The 19,037-nt window shown below is 54.5% G+C and carries 16 protein-coding genes; 9 read left to right on the forward strand and 7 right to left on the reverse strand.

Annotation, left to right across the window (positions count from 1 at the left end):
* Window positions 1-1,122: 1,122 nt before the first annotated feature.
* Complete coding sequence (locus MMC1_RS01480; RefSeq protein ID WP_011711978.1) at window positions 1,123-2,397, reverse strand: HD-GYP domain-containing protein; 1,275 nt, start codon at window positions 2,395-2,397, stop codon at window positions 1,123-1,125.
* A gap of 443 nt (window positions 2,398-2,840) precedes the next feature.
* Here MMC1_RS01480 and MMC1_RS01485 point away from each other — a divergent pair, with 443 nt between their 5' ends.
* Window positions 2,841-3,194 (forward strand): hypothetical protein, encoded by a 354-nt coding sequence (locus MMC1_RS01485; RefSeq protein ID WP_193770182.1) that lies wholly within the window; start codon window positions 2,841-2,843, stop codon window positions 3,192-3,194.
* An 87-nt stretch (window positions 3,195-3,281) separates the two neighbouring features.
* Here MMC1_RS01485 and MMC1_RS01490 read toward each other — a convergent pair whose 3' ends face one another.
* Window positions 3,282-3,659 (reverse strand): toxin-antitoxin system YwqK family antitoxin, encoded by a 378-nt coding sequence (locus tag MMC1_RS01490; RefSeq protein ID WP_143711324.1) that lies wholly within the window; start codon window positions 3,657-3,659, stop codon window positions 3,282-3,284.
* 171 nt (window positions 3,660-3,830) lie between these two features.
* Window positions 3,831-4,052: a rubredoxin gene (locus MMC1_RS01495; RefSeq protein ID WP_011711981.1), complete on the reverse strand. Its 222-nt coding sequence runs from the start codon at window positions 4,050-4,052 to the stop codon at window positions 3,831-3,833.
* Between the two features lie 671 nt (window positions 4,053-4,723).
* Between MMC1_RS01495 and MMC1_RS01500 the strand changes: the two genes are divergently transcribed.
* The 3 genes from MMC1_RS01500 to MMC1_RS01510 all read left to right on the forward strand — a co-directional run bounded on the left by MMC1_RS01500 (window position 4,724) and on the right by MMC1_RS01510 (window position 6,415).
* Window positions 4,724-5,173, forward strand: a complete 450-nt coding sequence (locus MMC1_RS01500; RefSeq protein ID WP_011711982.1) for a hypothetical protein — start codon at window positions 4,724-4,726, stop codon at window positions 5,171-5,173.
* A gap of 217 nt (window positions 5,174-5,390) precedes the next feature.
* A complete protein-coding gene (locus tag MMC1_RS01505) occupies window positions 5,391-5,996 on the forward strand; it encodes a hypothetical protein (protein WP_011711983.1) in 606 nt (201 codons plus the stop codon).
* Window positions 5,997-6,139: 143 nt separating this feature from the next.
* Window positions 6,140-6,415 carry a hypothetical protein gene (locus MMC1_RS01510; RefSeq protein WP_011711984.1) on the forward strand — a complete coding sequence of 92 codons (276 nt, stop codon included), beginning with the start codon at window positions 6,140-6,142 and terminating at the stop codon, window positions 6,413-6,415.
* Between the two features lie 103 nt (window positions 6,416-6,518).
* Here MMC1_RS01510 and arsC read toward each other — a convergent pair whose 3' ends face one another.
* Together arsC and MMC1_RS01520 are read right to left on the reverse strand one after the other, a co-directional pair.
* A complete protein-coding gene (gene arsC, locus MMC1_RS01515) occupies window positions 6,519-6,869 on the reverse strand; it encodes an arsenate reductase (glutaredoxin) (protein WP_011711985.1) in 351 nt (116 codons plus the stop codon).
* Window positions 6,870-6,884: 15 nt separating this feature from the next.
* Window positions 6,885-7,307 carry a YqaA family protein gene (locus tag MMC1_RS01520; RefSeq protein ID WP_011711986.1) on the reverse strand — a complete coding sequence of 141 codons (423 nt, stop codon included), beginning with the start codon at window positions 7,305-7,307 and terminating at the stop codon, window positions 6,885-6,887.
* Between the two features lie 219 nt (window positions 7,308-7,526).
* Here MMC1_RS01520 and MMC1_RS19425 point away from each other — a divergent pair, with 219 nt between their 5' ends.
* The 4 genes from MMC1_RS19425 to MMC1_RS01540 all read left to right on the forward strand — a co-directional run bounded on the left by MMC1_RS19425 (window position 7,527) and on the right by MMC1_RS01540 (window position 14,821).
* A complete protein-coding gene (locus tag MMC1_RS19425; protein WP_011711987.1) occupies window positions 7,527-10,295 on the forward strand; it encodes an SUMF1/EgtB/PvdO family nonheme iron enzyme in 2,769 nt (922 codons plus the stop codon).
* Window positions 10,296-10,633: 338 nt separating this feature from the next.
* Window positions 10,634-11,863, forward strand: coding sequence for a ferritin-like domain-containing protein (locus tag MMC1_RS19430; RefSeq protein WP_011711988.1), 1,230 nt, complete (start codon window positions 10,634-10,636; stop codon window positions 11,861-11,863).
* 46 nt (window positions 11,864-11,909) lie between these two features.
* Window positions 11,910-13,736, forward strand: coding sequence for a LodA/GoxA family CTQ-dependent oxidase (locus MMC1_RS01535; RefSeq protein WP_011711989.1), 1,827 nt, complete (start codon window positions 11,910-11,912; stop codon window positions 13,734-13,736).
* Window positions 13,736-14,821, forward strand: a complete 1,086-nt coding sequence (locus MMC1_RS01540; RefSeq protein WP_011711990.1) for an NAD(P)/FAD-dependent oxidoreductase — start codon at window positions 13,736-13,738, stop codon at window positions 14,819-14,821. Before MMC1_RS01535 ends, MMC1_RS01540 begins: the two co-directional genes overlap by 1 nt.
* Window positions 14,822-15,278: 457 nt before the next feature.
* On the opposite strand, the gene MMC1_RS01545 is transcribed toward MMC1_RS01540, so the two are convergent.
* Window positions 15,279-15,821, reverse strand: coding sequence for a hypothetical protein (locus tag MMC1_RS01545; RefSeq protein WP_011711991.1), 543 nt, complete (start codon window positions 15,819-15,821; stop codon window positions 15,279-15,281).
* 498 nt (window positions 15,822-16,319) lie between these two features.
* Between MMC1_RS01545 and MMC1_RS19435 the strand changes: the two genes are divergently transcribed.
* Window positions 16,320-18,644: a tetratricopeptide repeat protein gene (locus MMC1_RS19435; RefSeq protein ID WP_049757542.1), complete on the forward strand. Its 2,325-nt coding sequence runs from the start codon at window positions 16,320-16,322 to the stop codon at window positions 18,642-18,644.
* Between the two features lie 10 nt (window positions 18,645-18,654).
* Here MMC1_RS19435 and MMC1_RS01555 read toward each other — a convergent pair whose 3' ends face one another.
* Entirely contained in the window at window positions 18,655-18,981 is a 327-nt protein-coding gene (locus tag MMC1_RS01555; protein ID WP_011711993.1) for a hypothetical protein, read from the reverse strand.
* Window positions 18,982-19,037 lie beyond the last annotated feature (56 nt).

Here is a 19,037-nt window from a genome sequence, read left to right on the forward strand (position 1 = left end):
AACCGCCCGCCACGCTGGCGCGTGACATCGCTACCCTATGCCCCGTACCGCGCTCCTACACAACCCGTGCTCTCTTAATAAAACCCCTGCACCCTTGCTCCATCGGTACGGGGCTTTACAAAAGATCAAAAGATCAAAAGATTAAAAGATTAAAAGATTAAAAAAGTCAAAAGATCTCAGGGCTTCGCCCCGAACCCCACTGGGCGCCGCCCAGACCCGGCAGGGCTCTGCCCTGCACCCGCTGGGTGGGCAAGCAGAGCTTCCCCCCAGACCCCCCAATCCCTTTTAATAATGGGACTCCCTGGGCATAGAGGCATTCAGTTTCGGGTTGGGCGGTGGTTGGGGGATGTAGAGATTGCCCCCCCCCCCAGCGCCGGTGTGCCCAAGCGCGGTTTTCACCCCAGCCACTCCGTGCCCAACCGCCCGCCACGCTGGCGCGTGACATCGCTACCCTATGCCCCGTACCGCGCTCCTACACAACCCGTGCTCTCTTAATAAAACCCCTGCACCCTTGCTCCATCGGTACGGGGCTTTACAAAAGATCAAAAGATTAAAAAAGTCAAAAGATCTCAGGGCTTCGCCCCGAACCCCACTGGGCGCCGCCCAGACCCGGCAGGGCTCTGCCCTGCACCCGCTGGGCGGGCAAGCAGAGCTTCCCCCCAGACCCCCCAATCCCTTTTAATAATGGGACTCCCTGGGCATAGAGGCATTCAGTTTCGGGTTGGGCGGTGGTTGGGGGATGTAGAGATTGCCCCCCCCAGCGCCAGTGTGCCCAAGCGCGGTTTTCACCCCAGCCACTCCGTACCCAACCGCCCGCCACGCTGGCGCGTGACATCGCTACCCTATGCCCCGTACCGCGCTCCTACACAACCCGTGCTCTCTTAATAAAACCCCTGCACCCTTGCTCCATCGGTACGGGGCTTTACAAAAGATCAAAAGATTAAAAAAGTCAAAAGATCTCAGGGCTTCGCCCCGAACCCCACTGGGCGCCGCCCAGACCCGGCAGGGCTCTGCCCTGCACCCGCTGGGCGGGCAAGCAGAGCTTCCCCCCAGACCCCCCAATCCCTTTTAATAATGAGACTCCCTGGACATAAAGACATTCAGGAACGCCCAACCCACACCCTACTGAAATAACTCCGGCTTCGGCATGTGCTTCTTCGGATCAACTCCCCACTTGCGCGCATCCTCCACACCCTCAACCGCCCAATTCTTGTCCGCCTTGCGCTCAATCAAATTCAACGTCACAGGCTTCAACTTCTTCTTCGCCTTCGAATCAATCAATACCCGCACAACCGGATGCAACAAACTCTCCGTGTTGGTCTCCAATACCACCCCCAAATACCCATTATGTAAACGTACCAACGTACCCATGGGATAAATGCCCACACACTGCACAAACTTTTGAAATAAATCAGGATTAAAATGAAACTTGCTCCACTCCATCATGCGCTTTAACGCCTGGTGCGGCGAATTGCCCTTGTGATAACAACGGTCCGACGTTATCGCATCATAAACATCCACAATCGCCGACATCTGCCCCATCTGACCAATCGCATGACCCTTCAACTGACGCGGATACCCAGAACCATCCCAACGCTCATGATGACGACCCGCAATCTGTACACTCAACTCACTAATCCCAGGCGCCGCCGCTAATATCTTCTCACTATGCACAACGTGCATCTTCATCTGCAAAAACTCTTCATCATCCAACTTGCCAGGCTTGTTCAAAACCTCCTGCGGCGTCTTCATCTTGCCAATGTCATGCAACATCGCACCAACACCCACCGCAACCAACTCCTCCGGCGTCATCTCCATCGACTGCGCAAACGCAACCAAAAATACCCCCACATTCACCGAATGCATAAATGTGTACTCATCCTTCGCCTTGATCATACTCAAACTTAACATCGCATCCTTGTTGCTAAACATGGACTCAACCATGTCCTTCATCAACTCCTTCACCGGTCCCACCGTAATCGTCTTGCCCAACCGCACATCATCCAACATATCCCCAACCAAACGACGCGCCTTCTGCTTCACCTCATGCGCATGCTCCAACTCCTGCTCCATCGGCTGCTTCTTCACATCCGGATTAGGTAACTTAACCGCATTACCCTCCTCCCCCAACTCCATCATCTGCGCCGCTAACTCCGCCTCAATCTCCGCCTGACTCTTGGCACCCTCAACATCCCGCCCACGCTCCGTGTCAATGTATACCTCACGAATCGTGCTATCCGCCAATACCCGCCTCACATCCGCATCACTCTTCAACATCATCTGCTGCGGTAATCCATTGGGATCCTTGCCAGAACGCGCATCCTCATTCCAACCATTGTTGAAATCACTCACATACATGCCCGGCTCAAGCTGACTGACAGATACTTTCTTTTTCATGAGTCACTCTCTTAAAACATCACGTCCTGTGGAAAAAGATGCAAAACGATCTCAACGCCCCGCCTTAACCTTACCGCCTGCCCAGCTTATAACCCCAATATGAAGACTTGTAACAAATTGTCATCACAAGGGGGCTCAATGCCCTTAAATCTCACACAAAATATCACCGCCAGAACACAAACTTAAACGTACCACCACCAATTCTGGCGTGCATTTGCCAGCACGTCAACTACTCAACAGAACCTTTCTGCTGGTTCCCGAATATTGGACGGCAAAAAATACCCCATGCCACCAGCAAAAATTTGTCAAATATAGGATAATATTAGAAAAATATTGTGGCATAGCCATTGCTAAATTGAACAATGCAACACCCATTCGCCTGGCCTTACAAGCAATTAAGGCCAGGGACCATGATCTCAGCCCTTAAAAAATGTGTTGGTGCCATGAAAGAGATGCCAGAATTTACAGGAATGCGTTGCCCCATTTGTAACGGACGTCCGGCACATATCTACGTGTGTGTAAGCTGTGGTGAAGTGCGCTGTGGTCAAAATAGCTGCACCGGCAGCGAAGATGGTCATGCAGGTTGGGCTGGTTCCGGTACCCTCTGCCGCCACTGCGGCCAAGGACGCTACCGGATCATGAGCTTCCATAGCTCTGAATTTTTGGACTTCGTGCGGGAATATACCTTCCGTAAACGCAACAAAGATTCAGCAATAGCCACCTTCAACAAAGCAGCCTCCATCGAAGATGAACTGCTGCTGCGACTCAAGCGTCCTACACCCACCGCGCGACGCTAATAAACCCCGGCTTGGCTAGGGCGTGTCCCAAAAATATCCATGAGACGCGCCCCATGTCTTACGATAGGACACGCCCTAACGATTCGCCTACTTAATGTCAAGCAAATCGCTGTCAGGCCCCTCTTTCATCTTATCCTCAATCATGGTCCGCCGCGCAGGACTCGGATAAGCCCGAAGATTGCCCTCTTGGTAATAAAGATTGCGTGCTACCCCTCCATCCTCATTATAATAGACCGCACCCCCGTGCCGACGACCATTAAAATAAGACTCCTCCGAACGCACCTTGCCCCGAGCATCAAACCGCTTAATCGTGCCATTGCGCCGCCCCAAAACATACTTATCCTCAATCTTACCACCATTGGTGCGATAGGTGGTCCATGTGCCATCCCTTAACCCATTGGCAAATCCCCCCTCCATGTAGATCTGACGTTCACCCCCTTCCTCGTCACTTGGGAAAAAAGCCACCACAGGACCCGTATAAGGAACGGCAGAATTCTTTAAATAGGCACGCCCACCCCGCATCTCCAAATCGGAAAATTCTGTCGGCCCACACCCAGTCAGCAACAGGCCAAGTAATAGAGCTACTAGCCCGTGCCTCTGTCTCTTGCTCAAAAAAGAAAGCAGCATCGCTTGATCCTAAAACTCAATCTCTTCATCGTCAGCATCCGCTAACTCAATAGGGGATTCACCCCGGAGCATATCCTCACTCTGAAAATGCTCCTTAGATAAACCACACACAGGACAGCGCCAATCTTTGGGCAGGGTGTCAAAATCCGTTCCCGCAACGATCCCCGTCGCAGTGGAACCAACCTCCTCATCATACTCATACTCACAACTCATACAGCACCAAACACCCATATCAACTCCTTTACGGCCCTACCTAAACCGTATCTGAGGTGTGTCGTCCCACGTATAAGATAACTGCCCTATTCCAGCCATTAAAATACTCAGGTCAGCTCTAAATGTTCATCCCAGTGGTCACACAAAGATCGCCCAACGCACTCTGCCGGTCGCCCACCACACAACACGCCCAAGCCCCGATCTTCATCCCACAGCCATGGATTTATTGACGACACACCCTAGGTTTATCCATGACAGGGGTCGCGCAACATGCCCAGCTTAGCACCCGCCAACCCCGCGTTCAAAAACCAACAGTTCCCCCCTCAAAGCCCACCCAATGCCTAAGGTGTAGCCCCCCAAAAAAACGGTCCTCCCCCATGCCCTTTCGCCCGTGGTCTGAAGCTTAAACATGCCCAAAACAGACCATCACAACCACCCTCCAATAGGGCTTACACTGTTAGATCGGCTAAAAATCCCCATTTCTTCAATCCACAATACACTATTTTGTCATAATTTTTAATGGATCCCTGCCATCACCACCGGCACAACCATTGCATCATCCTAAACGGTTCGGTCTCTAGTATGCGGGTTTTGGGTCGTTGGATACCCCATGATTGACTGTCATGATCTTGTCATCCATCCCCTTGACATCGCAACCAGCCCGTCCATCACTTCAGGGAGATGCGACCATGAAATCAACCCAACCCCAGGCTAATTTTGGATTCAACATTTGCCATTTTGAGAGTCAATCAGACATAAATTCAGATATTTACGACACAATGCTGGAAATTCGTCGCGATGATCTATTTGAGATTGGCACAGTACGCGCATGGTGCTTTCCACCACGAGGTGCCCCCACATCGGTGCATCGGGCCTGGGATATGGCGGTCAACATGCTCAGCGATGAAGATGCCGACCGCTTGGCCGCACGTTTCTACAAAGGCACCAATCTTATGGGCTTTCCCCTGCCCGGTCTAACCACCGATGCAGGGACCAGTAACCATGGCTCCTATCGGGCTTGGACCCGCCAGTTGATGGCGGAACTCTCTCGAACCGGCCATGCCCGTGCTGATTTTGACGAACAGCACGCGCTGCTTGAACTCTTTTTATGGGCGCTCACCGCGTGTGATGCACCCTAAACCATCGCTACGCCCTACACCTGCCCTACGTCCAGGGTAAGGGTGGGCGGGAGCTCTGTCAAACCAAGCCCATTAGGTACAGCTGTGCGTACCTGCGTGGTCTGTGCTCAGACAGAAGAGCAGAAGATGTTTCAGGTGAAGGATTCACCACGTTTTTATGACCCTTTTCATGGATTGAATACCGGCGTATAGAACCGGGGTCTAGGGAGGACCAACCATGTTGCACATTACCTCAACGGCACATCGTCCCCAGGGGCCGACGCAGACCAAAGTAGGCACCAGCGGTGGGCCAATGGATCATGCCTCGGGTTTTGATACCGCCCTGGAAGAGGCCAGCCGTAAAGTGGACCCCCCCTCAACGGTTGATCCTGTAGCGACCATGGCCGCTGCGGTCATACCCCCGCGTGGCCTGCAAAACCGGGTATTGTCCGGTTATGATCCGGCCAAAGGCATCGTCACACCCGAAGCCCTACGTCAAACCCTCAGCCGGGAAGAGATGGAGGCCTTTGGCCAACTGCTCAATGCCCCGCCCAGCAAAGAGAAGGTGGGGGATCATCCACTGCCCCCCAACCTGGAAAAACGTTGGATGGAAGCTATTAATGGTCTCAGCACCGATCTGCGGGCAGCCTTGACCAAACTGCTGCATGGTGAGAGCAAGGATGGTTCGCACCTACAAACGGCTGCCGAAAAAGGGCTTCCTTTAGAAGGGCTTTCTAACCATCTGCTCACCGCCCTCGAAGCAGACCGTGAGAGCATACCCCCCGCTACCTATCGGGCTTGGCGTTTACGTATTGATGATCTGCAAGGCCGTGTGGCCAGCTGACACGGCGTGGTGTGGGCTTAGTTAAACCCTAACCCACACCAAGCAGAAGCATAACAGGGTGCGCGTCTCAACCAGGCTCACGGGCGTCCACCACACTGGCAAAGCGAGAAAACGAGCCTTACGTTGTATGTCGAGAGAGAGCCATGAACGACATCAGCACGATGGTAAAATTGCAAACCGCAGCCCAACAACCCAAGCCAGCCGCCCCCACGAAAAGTGGCGGACATGGCGTAGAACCTTCACCCATTCTCAACCCAAGCCCAGCTAAGGATGTGGTGACTTTGCAACGCTCGGAACCGGTGGTAAAGGCCATAGATGCCATGGTCAATGAGGTGATGGATGCCCTAATCAACCACGAAGTTGACCTAAGCGCCCTGACCCATAATCTGAGTAAACAGAGCAGCAAACTGGTTCAGTAGCAATCTCTTGGTGATGGTGTAGGTATGACCCCCGCAAAGCCTTTTTATCCCATTGGATAAAAGGGCTTTTGTGGTTTTATGGGTCGTTGTCTAAGCGGTGCTCTTACGGAAAAAGCGCTAACACCGACTCCGGCGGACGACCCAGAACTGCCCGCTCACCATGAACCACCACCGGGCGTTCCATCAATTTCGGGTGTGCCACCAGCACGTTGAGCAACTGATCGTCGGTTAGGTTGGGATCGTGCAGATGGTTCTCTTTATAGGCCTCTTCCCCTTTGCGCAAAATCTCTCTGGGGGAGCACCCCAACTGTGCCAGCAAATTTTGTAAAGCCGCTTTATCCAGAGGGGTTTTTAGATACTCCACCACCGTCGGTTCAATGCCTTTATCCTGCAAAATTTGCAGGGTTTGGCGTGATTTCGAGCAGCGGGGATTGTGGTAAATGGTGACGGACATAGGGTTTTCTCCAACTTAGGCGAGTAGATATAAAAGCACCCCATAACGCCCCCCCTTACCGAGGGAGACCAGGGGAATAAACAGATAAAGTGGGGTACGAAACAGCCCCGCCACCAAGGTCAAGGGATCACCGATCACCGGCACCCAAGCCAGGAGTAAACTCCACACCCCAAACCGATCATAGCGCTGTTTTGCCGTGCTTAGTGCCTGGGGCGAAACAGGAAACCAGCGGTGGTGTTGCCATTTCATCAGCCATCCACCTAGGTACCAGTTTACCAACGCCCCCAACACATTACCAGCGGTGGCCGCCAACCATAAATGCCACAAGGACCACTCCCCAGTGGCGGCCATGCTACCGAGCATAAGTTCGGATGAGAAGGGTAAAAGGGTTGCGGCCAGCAGAGCCAATAGAAAAAGTGTGATCAACCCCATGCCCATGCAAATGTCCTCTTTTTGGGTTAAACAGCCGAGCCAACCGGTTAAATGGTAACGCTTGCACCTATTGGGCACAATCTTTGCGTTAAAGCCGTTGGATGGTTCACTCTATCCATACATCCAGGTCTGACCCAACAGGTTTTAGGCTTGACCCTGATTCCGCATGTGCCGCCCCTTGAGGCGTGGTGCTTGTTAACATCCAGATGAAACCGGATCGCAGCCATGCATACCATTATCCGATTCATGCTTCTACCCATGCTCATGCTTGTTGGGCTGGAGTGCCATGCAGCTCTGCCCTATGCGCACGGCACAGCACCACCGGAAGGTGTTGAAAATCAGGGTGTAAGTACCTATCAGGCTCCCGAAGCCACCAAGGCTGTGCAGCGTAATTTGGATCCGCGTGCGCTGTTGGCCCCTCCCCAGCGAGAGGCGGTTTTCTCTCCAGACGGCAACCGGTTGGCGGAAACCGCCCAAGGGGGTGGTATTCAGGTACGCACCGTGGGTTTAGAGGATCAAGCCGTGCGCTTGACGGGTCACCGCAATGGTGTAACCGCCATGGCTTTTTCACCCGCCAGTCAGCGTTTGCTTACCGCCGGTGGAGATCTACTGGTTAAACTATGGGATCTGGATAACAGTCAGCTAATTTACACCTTAGCCGGTCACGCAGCCCCGGTACGGGATGCCGCTTTTTCATCGGATGGCCGGTTTATTCTCACCGCCAGTGATGATGGTACCGTACGCCTGTGGGATACCGAGAGTGGTCGTATGCTGGGTGGGCACCAACGTCGCACCCGTCTGTTGACCTTTACACCAGACCGACGTTATGCCTTGTCGGTGGATACCGACGAACCCCGCTTGATGCGGCGTTGGGAGGTGGTGACGGGCAAAACCGTTGGTTATTACCAAGGTCACAACAAAGCGATTACCCGCATGGCCTATGCCCCTGGCGGCTTACGCATGGCCACCGCCGATGCAGGGGGTGGTATTATTCTATGGGAGGCGCAAAATCAGACCCCCATCAGTATTTTAGAGGGGCACACCGCCCCCATTAGCGAGCTGGTTTTTAGCCAGGATGGCACCATGTTGCTCAGTGCAGACCGTGTGCAATCCTGGATTTTGTGGGATGCCCGTACCGGTCAACCGCTACAGAGTGTGCAGGCCCCGCCTGGCAATATTCTGGCAGCCACTCTGCATGGTGGGCCGCCAGCCAAACCGCTCTTTTTAGGGGAGCGCGGCATGTTGCGCGTGTGGGACAGTTTAGGGGGGGGTGGGGCTTATTCGCTGCTCAATCCACCCACCCATGACCCGATGTTGCCCAACCAAGGGGTATCATTGGGCATGCCTCCTGGTACGGCGGGTCCCCATGTACCGGGTACTTGGATGCATCAGAACGCAGCCATTGCGGCCCCTTCGGTTGGAGGAGAAGCCCCCGCTTTCTCAGGGTCTGGTCATGGATATGGCGCACCAGCCCCCGGTATGCCCGGTGGTCCTGCGTTAAACGGTGCAGGTGCCGTAACCACACCGGCGAGCCCGCCCGTAGAGGTGCAACCGGGTACGGCTTTGCCGGGAATGCACAGCGCCCCCCCTCAGGATAGTGGGCAAAATAGGGGTGGGGCAACAATGGCTCCCCCTATGGCACAACCCGCCCAAAGTTTCTCTATGCCCAGTGGTATGCTGCCCAACCAAGGCAGCACCCCCCATGGTTTAATGCCGGCGGCCCCCCCTGCGGTGCAGGGTAAACGCGCTGATCAATCCAGCGTTTATCGTCCCGTGGCACTGGATGCTACCCCCGTGATGCAAGGACAGGTTATTCCGGGTCCTGGGCATCCAACTGGCGGGGCAGGTGGGCGTGGGGTGGCCATACCAGAGCGTAATAAAGCGTTGGGTCAGGTGTTGACGGCTCCACCCATTCCTGGTGCTGTATTGGCTGCGCGGCCCCAGGTTACGCCCAAGCATAAGACCGCCATAGCGATCCCCGCACCTGAACCGGTGGTCACAAAAAAGGCTGAGACGCTCCCCAAAAAGGCCCCTGTCTGGGTAAAACCAGCCAGACCTCCTGCGGCACCGGTTAATCTGGTTGCTACGGTGAATCCGGAAACCGTGCCAACGCAGGACACCAACAGTGTGGTGGATGCAGACACGGGTATTACCTTTGTAGAGGTGCCCGGTGGCTGCTTTAGCATGGGGGGTAATGACAAAAATATGACGCCTGCGGAACGGCCAGCCCATGAGGTCTGCTTAACGCCCTTTTGGATGAGCCGGTTTGAAGTTACCCAAGGGCAGTGGGCTGCGGTTATGAAGAAAAACCCCTCTTTCTTTAAGCTGGGTCCCAACTATCCGGTGGAGCAGGTCTCTTGGGAGGATGCGCAATCCTTTGTGCAAAAAATCAACCGCAAGGTGGGCCAGCCCTATTATCAATTACCCACCGAAGCACAGTGGGAATATGCTTGCCGCAGTGGTGGTAAGGATGAGGAGTATTGTGGGGGGGATGACCTGAGTGCGGTGGGGTGGCACCAGGGTAATGGTGGACTTTCCACCCATGCGGTGGGTTTGCGGCGTCCCAATGGTTTGGGTCTGTTTGATATGAGTGGTAACGTCTTGGAGTGGACCTTGGACGGTTTTCAAGAGAACTACTATACCAAGAGCCCGCGCAATAATCCCAGTGGGCCTAAAGTGGCCAACCATCGCGCCGCCCGTGGTGGGAGCTGGCGTACCCCGCCCTTGGATGAGGCACGGGCCACTATGCGCCATGATCTGTCCCCCAAGTTACGGCATGCCTCACTGGGTTTCCGGGTTATTCGTACCACGCCGCCACGCCCAGCCCACACCGTTGTGCGTCGTACCGACGAACGCCGTGCTGCCGCCATCACCGTGGAACAGCTTAATATCGCCCAAGCACAACAGCCCAATATGATCAATGGCATCCCCCGTTTTGTGACACCGCAAGCGGGCTCTATGGATCCCCCGCCGGTGATTTTGCCCACGCCATAAGCGGCGATGACACCGTAACACCCCACAAAAGCCAGCTCTCTTCGAGCTGGCTTTTGTGTTCACACACACCTCCCTTTGGCCCTGCTTTAATCACCAATATGAACCGATTGTGAGGCATAACAAGCCTAACATAAATATTAGTCTCATATTTAAATTAATTTTAGTCACCAATAATTAGATATTCCATCTTGTAATATAATAAAAAGAGTATTAACCTGCTTGCTGTGCGCACAATTTGGGATAAATGGCCTGCCCAGAAAACTATTTATGTATCAGTGCGCTCGCCATGGGTATGCCGACGGACCATTTTATACACCCTATTCCACAGGAGTCAGCGCGTGGCAGATCACCCTTGCAACTGTTTTGAGACGCTTTTTAAAGGCCCCTATACACCCATTACCACTCTGGATGCCCTGCACACCTACCTGCAAGCGGCGGTAACGTTGGAGTTTGCGACCATCCCCGCCTATACCACCGCCCTCTATTCCATGCAGGATACCAGCAGTGGTGCCTATCAACTGACCCGCAGTGTCGCGTTTGAAGAGATGTTTCATGTCTATCAAGCGGCCAATTTGTTGGTGGCGGTGGGGGGAGTGCCTCGATTTACGGAGGCCTATACCCCGAAATATCCAACCTTTATTCCCAATGCCAACCAACGCACAACCCCCTACATTGGCCTGAACCGGGCCAGCGTGGCCGTGTATGAAACGGTGTTTATGGGTATTGAAACCCCCGCCCCATACGAAGCGCCACCCCAGGATCAGCAGATACAAACCATTGGACAATTTTACAAAGCCATTGAGCTGGGTTTGATCTATCTGGAGACGCAGGCGCAGCAGCAGGGGGAGAGCATCTTTAAAAACACCCCCGGTTATGGTCAGCACTTAAACTACTATCTTGGCAAGGGGGGTGGGCAGATTATCGAAGTGACCAATCTGGACGATGCCAAATTGGCCATTTTGCAGATTGTACAACAGGGTGAAGGGGCGGTGACGCCAGACCATGCCTTGGTTCAAACATCCCCATGGGGGGCCTACAACCACTATGGGGTGCGGGTGGATGGCAACTATGGCCCCATTGCCGGAACCCCCATGGAGCTTTCCCACTACTTTAAGTTTAAGCGTGTGGTGGATGGGGTAGATCCCCTGCCCAGCACCTACCCCGTGGTTGGGGTAGCCAGTTTAAGCAACTACAGCAATCCCACGGCCATAGCTACGGCCAACCTGTTCAACCAGTACTATTCCCACCTGTTGGTGGCGTTGGAAAACGCCTTTAAGGGGGGGGCAGAGGCACGCAAAACCTATTTACAACAGGCGATGCCCATCATGAATATCGCCCTTCCCAATTTGGCCCGTGTGCTCATGAGTACCCCCATCTGGGCAGATCAAGCCTCCAGCTCCGTGGGTCCCAACGCACTGCCCACTTGGAGCTGGGTTGCGACCACTCCCCAAGCTACCGTGACCGCGACACAACGTTTGGCGGACCAGAATGAGAACGAGGCAGAGGCGCAACTGCTCCAGCATTGCACCACGGCCCTGGACGGTTTTTGCCGCATGGCTCAAGCCTAAACCACTGCTTTTGTGACATACGCCATTTGAGAATAAGGAAAGTATCATGTCTCATCCGACATTCAACGCCACCACACAGATCACCGTCTATCCGGCCATTGGTATTGCCCGCGTTGGGGATAGCCAAGGGTTTTATATTGGACCCGAAACCGCTTGTGCCATGCCCACAGACTTAACAGGCCAAACGGTAGACCAAAACGGTTTGCGAGATGCTGAGCAGAAGATGAAGCGCCAAGCGGCACGTTTTAGCCTCTATGCCACCGATGACCAAGGCCAAGTCTTTGAGGTAACCCCAGCAACACCAGGGGTAAAGCGTATTGAGTGGACGGTGCATTTGGCCAATAAGAAGTCCATTTGGTATGAGTTTCAAACCAATCCAGGCGAGCTGGGTTATGCGCCCAACCATCCCTTGCGTAATGCAGATATTACCGATCCAGCTCAGCGCCAAGGGATGATGATTGATCCAGGTCCCCGGCAGGTGGTGGCGCAGCCAAACCAGCAACAGATCTTTTTTGCCAGCTTTGACGATAGCCAGAGCGAGATTCCCCACTCCTTTCCCCCAGCCCACACCAAACCCTACGCCATTACCACGTTGGGCGATCTAAGCTTTGATGCCAAGGGGAACCTATTGGTGGTGGGTGGACATGGGCGCTCGGGTTGCCAGATGAGTAAGGATAACTGCCAAATCACCGCCTACGCCAATAATGATGGTTGGTTTGATGATACCTCAGATGGCCCGGTAGATGCCCAAATTACCCTAGAGGATGGACAGGTGATCGAGGCCAAGGGGGCGTGGGTCATTGCCGGACCACCGGCCTATGCGCCAGAGGTGGCCAATATGGTGACGCTGTACGACACCATCTTTGATACGGCGGTCTGTAAGTTGGGGGCTCGTCCTGACATCTTTGCCCAGGGCATGTGGAAAAAGGGGGCGGATGGCTATAAGCCCTCTTTTGTCGATGAGATTTTACCCCTAATTAAACGGGGTGATGGCTATCCTTGGGTGGTGGCGATTCCGCCCAAGCCCCACCGTTTGCAGTATGATGTGCTGGGTGATCCCGATCCGGGATATGATCCCATGCGGCAACGTATTCTCAACTATCTGCGGGCCCCGGGGGATGAGAACGTGCTCATTGATCCCAGCCGTGGTGGCACCATGATGCCCTATTTGGCGGGGGATGGCTGTATTGGTACCACCAACGAGACCAAATCTCGCTACATGCGGTTGACCGATACCCAATATTTTATGTTGGAGCAGTGGGCCAACGGCTATTTTCGCACCGAATCCGCCCCGGTTAACCATCCGGGCGAGGCCATCAGCCGTGGCGTGTTGGAGAACTGTGTGGGTGGTCCCTTTTCACCGGGCATTGAGATGACCTGGGTGTCGCGTCTGCCGCAGATCTATGCCGAGCCTCTGCGTATTCGCAAAAAACCCCAGATTACTTTTCCGCTCTCCTTGGATTGGGACCCCCTGGTGGGTTTGGAGCCGGGAGATGTGACCAAGTTTATGGCCATTCCCTGGCAGGCCGATTTTAACCTCTGCTCTTCTCAACCCATTCAGGGGCGCACTTTGTGGTGGTGGCCGGCTCAGCGTCCTTTAAATGTCTACACGCCGCTGAAGGAAGAGATTGATTTTAGTCAGCCTTTGCAGCAGTTGGTGGAGGGTAAGCAGATCAAGCAGGTGGCCTGGGTTGGGGAGGATTATAATATGAATGGGGGTTCTTACCTGACCTTTCCCACCTATATGCAGATGGTGGAGCACTGGAAGGAGCTTGGTTTTATTATCAATGTGAGCCGTGATCCAGAGCAGCCGTTGTTAGTGGAGGTAGCGCGTACGCTACCCCGTGCTGGTTTGGATAGTACGGATAGCTGATGGAAAGGGTCTTGATTCTGGGGGCGGGTCCAGCGGGTGTGGCCACGGCCTTGACCTTACGGCAGCGGGGGGTGGCACAGATTACGCTGTTACACCGTCCGCTGCCCCACTCGCGCTATCAAACCGGCGAGTCGGCCTCACCGGATGTGGCGCCCCTGTTGCGGCAACTGGAGCTACCCCAGTTGTTGGAGCAGGGGCAGCATTGGGTGTGTCGGGGTATTCGTTGGCGATGGGGTGGGGCCGAGCTAGCGGAAAATGACTATATGATGCAGGGTCGGGGCCATGGTTGGCATCTCAACCGGCATCGATTTGATGAACAACTGCGGCAGGCGGCAGAGCATCGGGGTATTGATTTGCATGTGGCAAATTTGACCCGGTTAGAGCCCATCGCCCAGGGGGGCTACCGGGTTACGTTGAGCGAGCCGGGCGGGGGGGCGCAGCGTCATGATTACCGGGTTTTGGTAGATGCCTCGGGCCGGGGTGCGCATTTGGCGGGCAAGTTAGGGGTGAGGTGGCAACCACAGGATCGTTTGACGGCCTATTTACGGTTGGGAACCTTAGCGAAAGAGAGTTGGTTAAAGCACCTCTCTTATGTGGAGGCTACCCCCCATGGATGGTGGTTTGTGGCGGGTATACCGGGGGATCAGGCGGTGGTGGTCTTTTTGACCGATGTGGAGATTGGCAGGCAGCAGGGGTTGGTGCAAGGGTCGGTTTTTGATGGTTTGTTGGCACAGAGCTTATGGGGAGGGCAGGGGGTAAGCGGGTTAGAAGCGCGGGTACGCCCCTATGCGGCGCATGTGGGATGGCTACCACAGGTGGTGGGTCGGGACTGGGTGGCGGTGGGGGATGCTGCGTTGGGATTGGATCCGTTGAGTGCTTCGGGCATTAATGGGGCGTTGGCCGATGGCATAGCGGCGGGTCACGCCTTGGCGGATCATCTACAGGGGGATGCCGGGGCGCTGACCCGCCACGGTTTGGCTTTGCAGGAGAGCCAGCGTCTTTTTGTTCAAGAGCGACAGATCCACTATGGGCGGGAGCGGCGCTGGTGCGAGCATCCCTTCTGGCAGCGTCGCCACCTGGCTTAAGGCGGTGTGGAGCATAAAGGAAGTCTCTACCCCTCGGTTGAGCGGGGTGGTGGTCTGTTTGGTGCTGGTGGTTTAAACATGCTCAAGTTTCGCCGTACATTTACCGCTCTGTTAGAGTGAGTAGATCCAAGCAAATCAGGGACAAAGCTGGCCCGTATAGGCTATAATTGTGGTGTCGAATCAGCAATATAGCTCAGGGACGAGGCCAACTTCTTGAGACAGCATACCAAGGGACAGGCCATCGTGCCCACTCCCATGCTAATCTTAACCGGGTATTTGCCCAAACAGAACGACCAGAGCCCTTACAAAACAACAAAATGCAACACGAACCGCTTGATTCACAACATTATTTTCTGACCGAAACGAACGGCGAGAGTTGAGAAACATGCCCCGTAAAAAAAGGGGGCTTTGTGATCACCACAAAGCCCCCTTGTCCGTAGTGGTTGCGTTAAATCCGCTACATACGAGCAAGCTGCATCAGCTTTTTCCAGCCATCCAGGGTGCGCCCGCGCAACAACTGGGCATGGGGTTTGGTATCCCACATTTTATAGACAACCAAATCCTCTTTAACAGCAGGCACCCGTTTAACCAAGAATAGCGCCCGAAAAGGGGCATCCTCAGCCACGCCTAGATCCTGCTTACGCACTTGCGCCTGCAATAGATAAGCATAACACCCCTCACCAGCCGCTTGACACTCCTGCACCCCTTGGGGCAGACCACCGGCAACCTCCCAGCCCTCCCGCAGCAGGGGCTCGATCTCATGCACCTTCAAGTGCAACACCCCTTGCTCACCCAGGGGATCAAAACCCAATGCCTGAAGCTGCTCAACCGTGGTTAAAAAGGGTTCCACCTCATCAAACGCAGCCCGCGATTGGGTGTACTCTGCCCATCCTTGAGTGGCAACCTTACTCGGCCCAGTGGTGCGCTGGGGCGTCACCATGGCACAGCCACTCAGCAGCCCCACGGCCACCATTAAAACCAGGAATTTTAGACCATTCATCGTATTCCCTCCTCTGTGTCAGGAAAGCCTCCTGCGCCGTTGACTGACCTATGCCACAGCCAACTGTGCGGTCAGGATGGGTGCCATCTAACCCATGGCAGCCTGCTTAGGTATCTTATCGACCCAGATTAGGAAAGCTTTAGGTTTCCTTTTGTTATCAATAACTTTCGAAAAAACAAACAGAGTGATCCTATGAACGTTTTTTCTCAGCGAAGATCATGTCAAAAATTGGTAAATTTAACCCATTGTATGAACGGAACATGGAATGAGTGCCGTGGCTGTCACTTGCTGTTGCTAGGACGATGAGGCATCATAGGTTTGCTCCATGGTGGTGTGGTCGGCTTTGTTGGAAGAGAGATTGCCCCTTTTCGATCGCTCTTAATAAAACGCGATGGGCTAAAATTTTTTAATGCAAACCCTGCTCATCCCCCTTGTTTGTTGTGAGGTCCCTTGGTGACTGTGCAGAACCCTTCATCCGTCCCAGCGTTTACACAGGCAATGCATCATCTCCAGCAGGGCCAAACGGCGCAGGCGATGGTGTTGTTTCAGGACGTCCCCGCTGGTGATCCTGGTTTTGTAACCGCCCAGCTTAATTTGGGCATACACGCCCACTATCAACAGCAGTGGCAAGAGGCCGAGCAGTACTACAAGGGCGTGTTGGCCTTGGCACCACAACATCCCCAGTGTCAGCAGCAGCTCTTTATCCTTTATAAAACCTTGCAGCGTGAGCAACCGGCTCAACAGCTCATGCAACACCTATTGGCCGCAACCCATGGGGATCCCTTGCTGTGGCAGCAGTGGGCAGAAACCTTGGCCCACTATGGTGAGGTTAACGGGGCGCTAAGCTGCTGGGCACACGCTTATCGTTTGCAGCCCGACAATCCACAGCCCCTACGCGCCATGGCGCAACGGTTGGAGCAGCAAGGCCGCATCCAGGAGGCCACCGAGCAACTGCAACAGCTCGCCCAAATGTTGCCCGAAGATCTGGATCTTTTGCTGCATCTTGTGGGGCTGCTCAAACAGATTGGCAAGCACACCGCCGCCGAAGCCTACTTACGGCAGCGTTTGGTTGAACATCCCCAATCCCAACCGTTGCGCTTTGCCCTGGCCAATCTGTTGATGGATCAGGGTAACTTGGCCGAAGCCGAGACGCTGTTTCGTCAAAACCTGCCCGATCACCTGCTTAGCCAGCTTAATCTGGGGGTTATCTATGGCCGTCAGGGGCGTTATACCGAGGCTCTGCACCTTTTTCGTCATGCCAATGCGGTCACCCCCAACCATCTTTTTACCGGTTATAACCTTGCGGTGCTTTGTCTACAGATCGGGCAATTGGATGAGGCGCAAGCCCTGCTTGAGCAGGCCATCGCGCACCATCCACAGCAGGTGGCTTTGCGTAATACCCTAGGGCAAGTCTATGCACGGCAACTAAAATTCACCCAGGCAATTCAATGTTTTCATGCAGCCTTACAGCAACAACCCCAATGTGAAAGCTATCTACAGTTAGGTACCCTCTACCGCAACAGCGCTCAGCTTGCAGAAGCCAAACAGTGTAATGATCAAGCGGTGTTGTTGGATCCCGAAAATTTAGAGGCACGCACCCATCAACTTTTTTTAGCCCACTATCTGCCAGATGCCCATCAAGCGCAGATGTTGGCGCAAGCCCGCGCCTTTGGTCAATTGGTTGCGGGGCGGGCCAAGCCCTTTGCGCACGCGGTACCCGCCAGCCCCCCAAAACCCCTGCGGGTGGGGTTGGTTTCGCCCGATCTGCGTGGTCACCCGGTGGGTTATTTTTTAGAGTCTATCGTGCATGCCATGGATGGTCAGCGCATTATGTTGTGCGCCTATAACAGTGGTCCACCGGGGGATGCACTGACCCAACGTCTACAAAGTCGCATGGCCCATTGGCGGGATATTGAGTTTATGAGTGATGCCCAAGTGGCTCAGCTCATCCGGCAGGATGGCATTGATATTTTGGTGGATTTGGCGGGCCACACCGCTAAAAATCGGTTGGCCCTGTTTGCTTGGAAACCGGCCCCCATTCAGGTCACATGGCTGGGCTATTCGGCCACCACAGGGGTGAGCCAGATAGACTATATTATGGGTGATCCTTACACCTTGCGTGCCCATGAGGCCGCCCACTACGTGGAAAAAATGTGGCAGCTACCCCATAGTCATCTCTGTTTTACCCCGCCCGATCTTGAGCTAGAGGTCAATGCTCTACCAGCCTTGCAGCAGGGCTTTGTGACCTTTGGCTGTTTTAACAAGCTTACCAAAATCAACGATGAGGTACTAAGCTGCTGGGCGGAGATTCTTCAGCGATTACCGAGCAGCCGTCTTTACCTTAAACAGGGGATCTATGCCAATGCTGAGGTTGCCCAGCAGCTCTACGCCCGTTTTCAGGCCCTAGGCATTGGCGCAGAGCGGTTGATTTTGGAGGGGGGATCGGATCGAGAGGGGTATTTTCGCTGTTATCATCGGGTGGATATGGCGTTGGACCCCTTTCCCTTTCCGGGTGGTACCACCAGTGTCGAAGGGTTATGGATGGGGGTACCCCTGGTAACCTTGCAGGGCAACCGCTTTATGGCTCACCAAGGGGAGAGTATTCTTCAGCATGCCGGGTTGGCCCACTGGATCGCCCAAGATCGCCACGCCTATGTGGAGAAGGTGATCGCCTTTGCCAAGGATCTGCCCGCCTTGGCCCAACTGCGACACGGTTTGCGCCAGCAGGTGCTGGCTTCCCCCCTGTTTGATGCGCCCTTAATGGCCACAGATCTGATGCAGGCTTGGGAGCAGATGTGGCAGATCTACCAAAATGGCCGCTAAAGTGGCTGGATTAAGCTTGGGCGTGGGCTTGCGCCAATTTGATTACCCGCTCCACCACGCTGCTACGGGCCACCACCAGGTCGGCTCCCTGTTGCTTAGCCGCTAGTAGGCGTTCACCCTGGAGGTGGGGGCCAAAGGCAACCAACTGGGCATCAGGATGGCTGGCTTTAAGGGGGGCAATCTGGTGCAGGGCTTGTTCTGGGCTGAGATCCAAAACAATAATGTGGGGGCTTTCCCCTTGGCTGGCATTAACCATGGCCAAGCCTGCGGCTTTCCAGCTCGATTCCAGCTGTACGCGGTTGAGCAGGTCGCTGCATACCAACATAATCGACGCCATAACACACCTCGTAGTGGGCTGTTGCCAGCCTAGGTTTAAAAAAAATGCCCCCAACC

The organism is Magnetococcus marinus MC-1, assembly GCF_000014865.1.
In the GTDB taxonomy this organism is placed as follows: domain Bacteria; phylum Pseudomonadota; class Magnetococcia; order Magnetococcales; family Magnetococcaceae; genus Magnetococcus; species Magnetococcus marinus.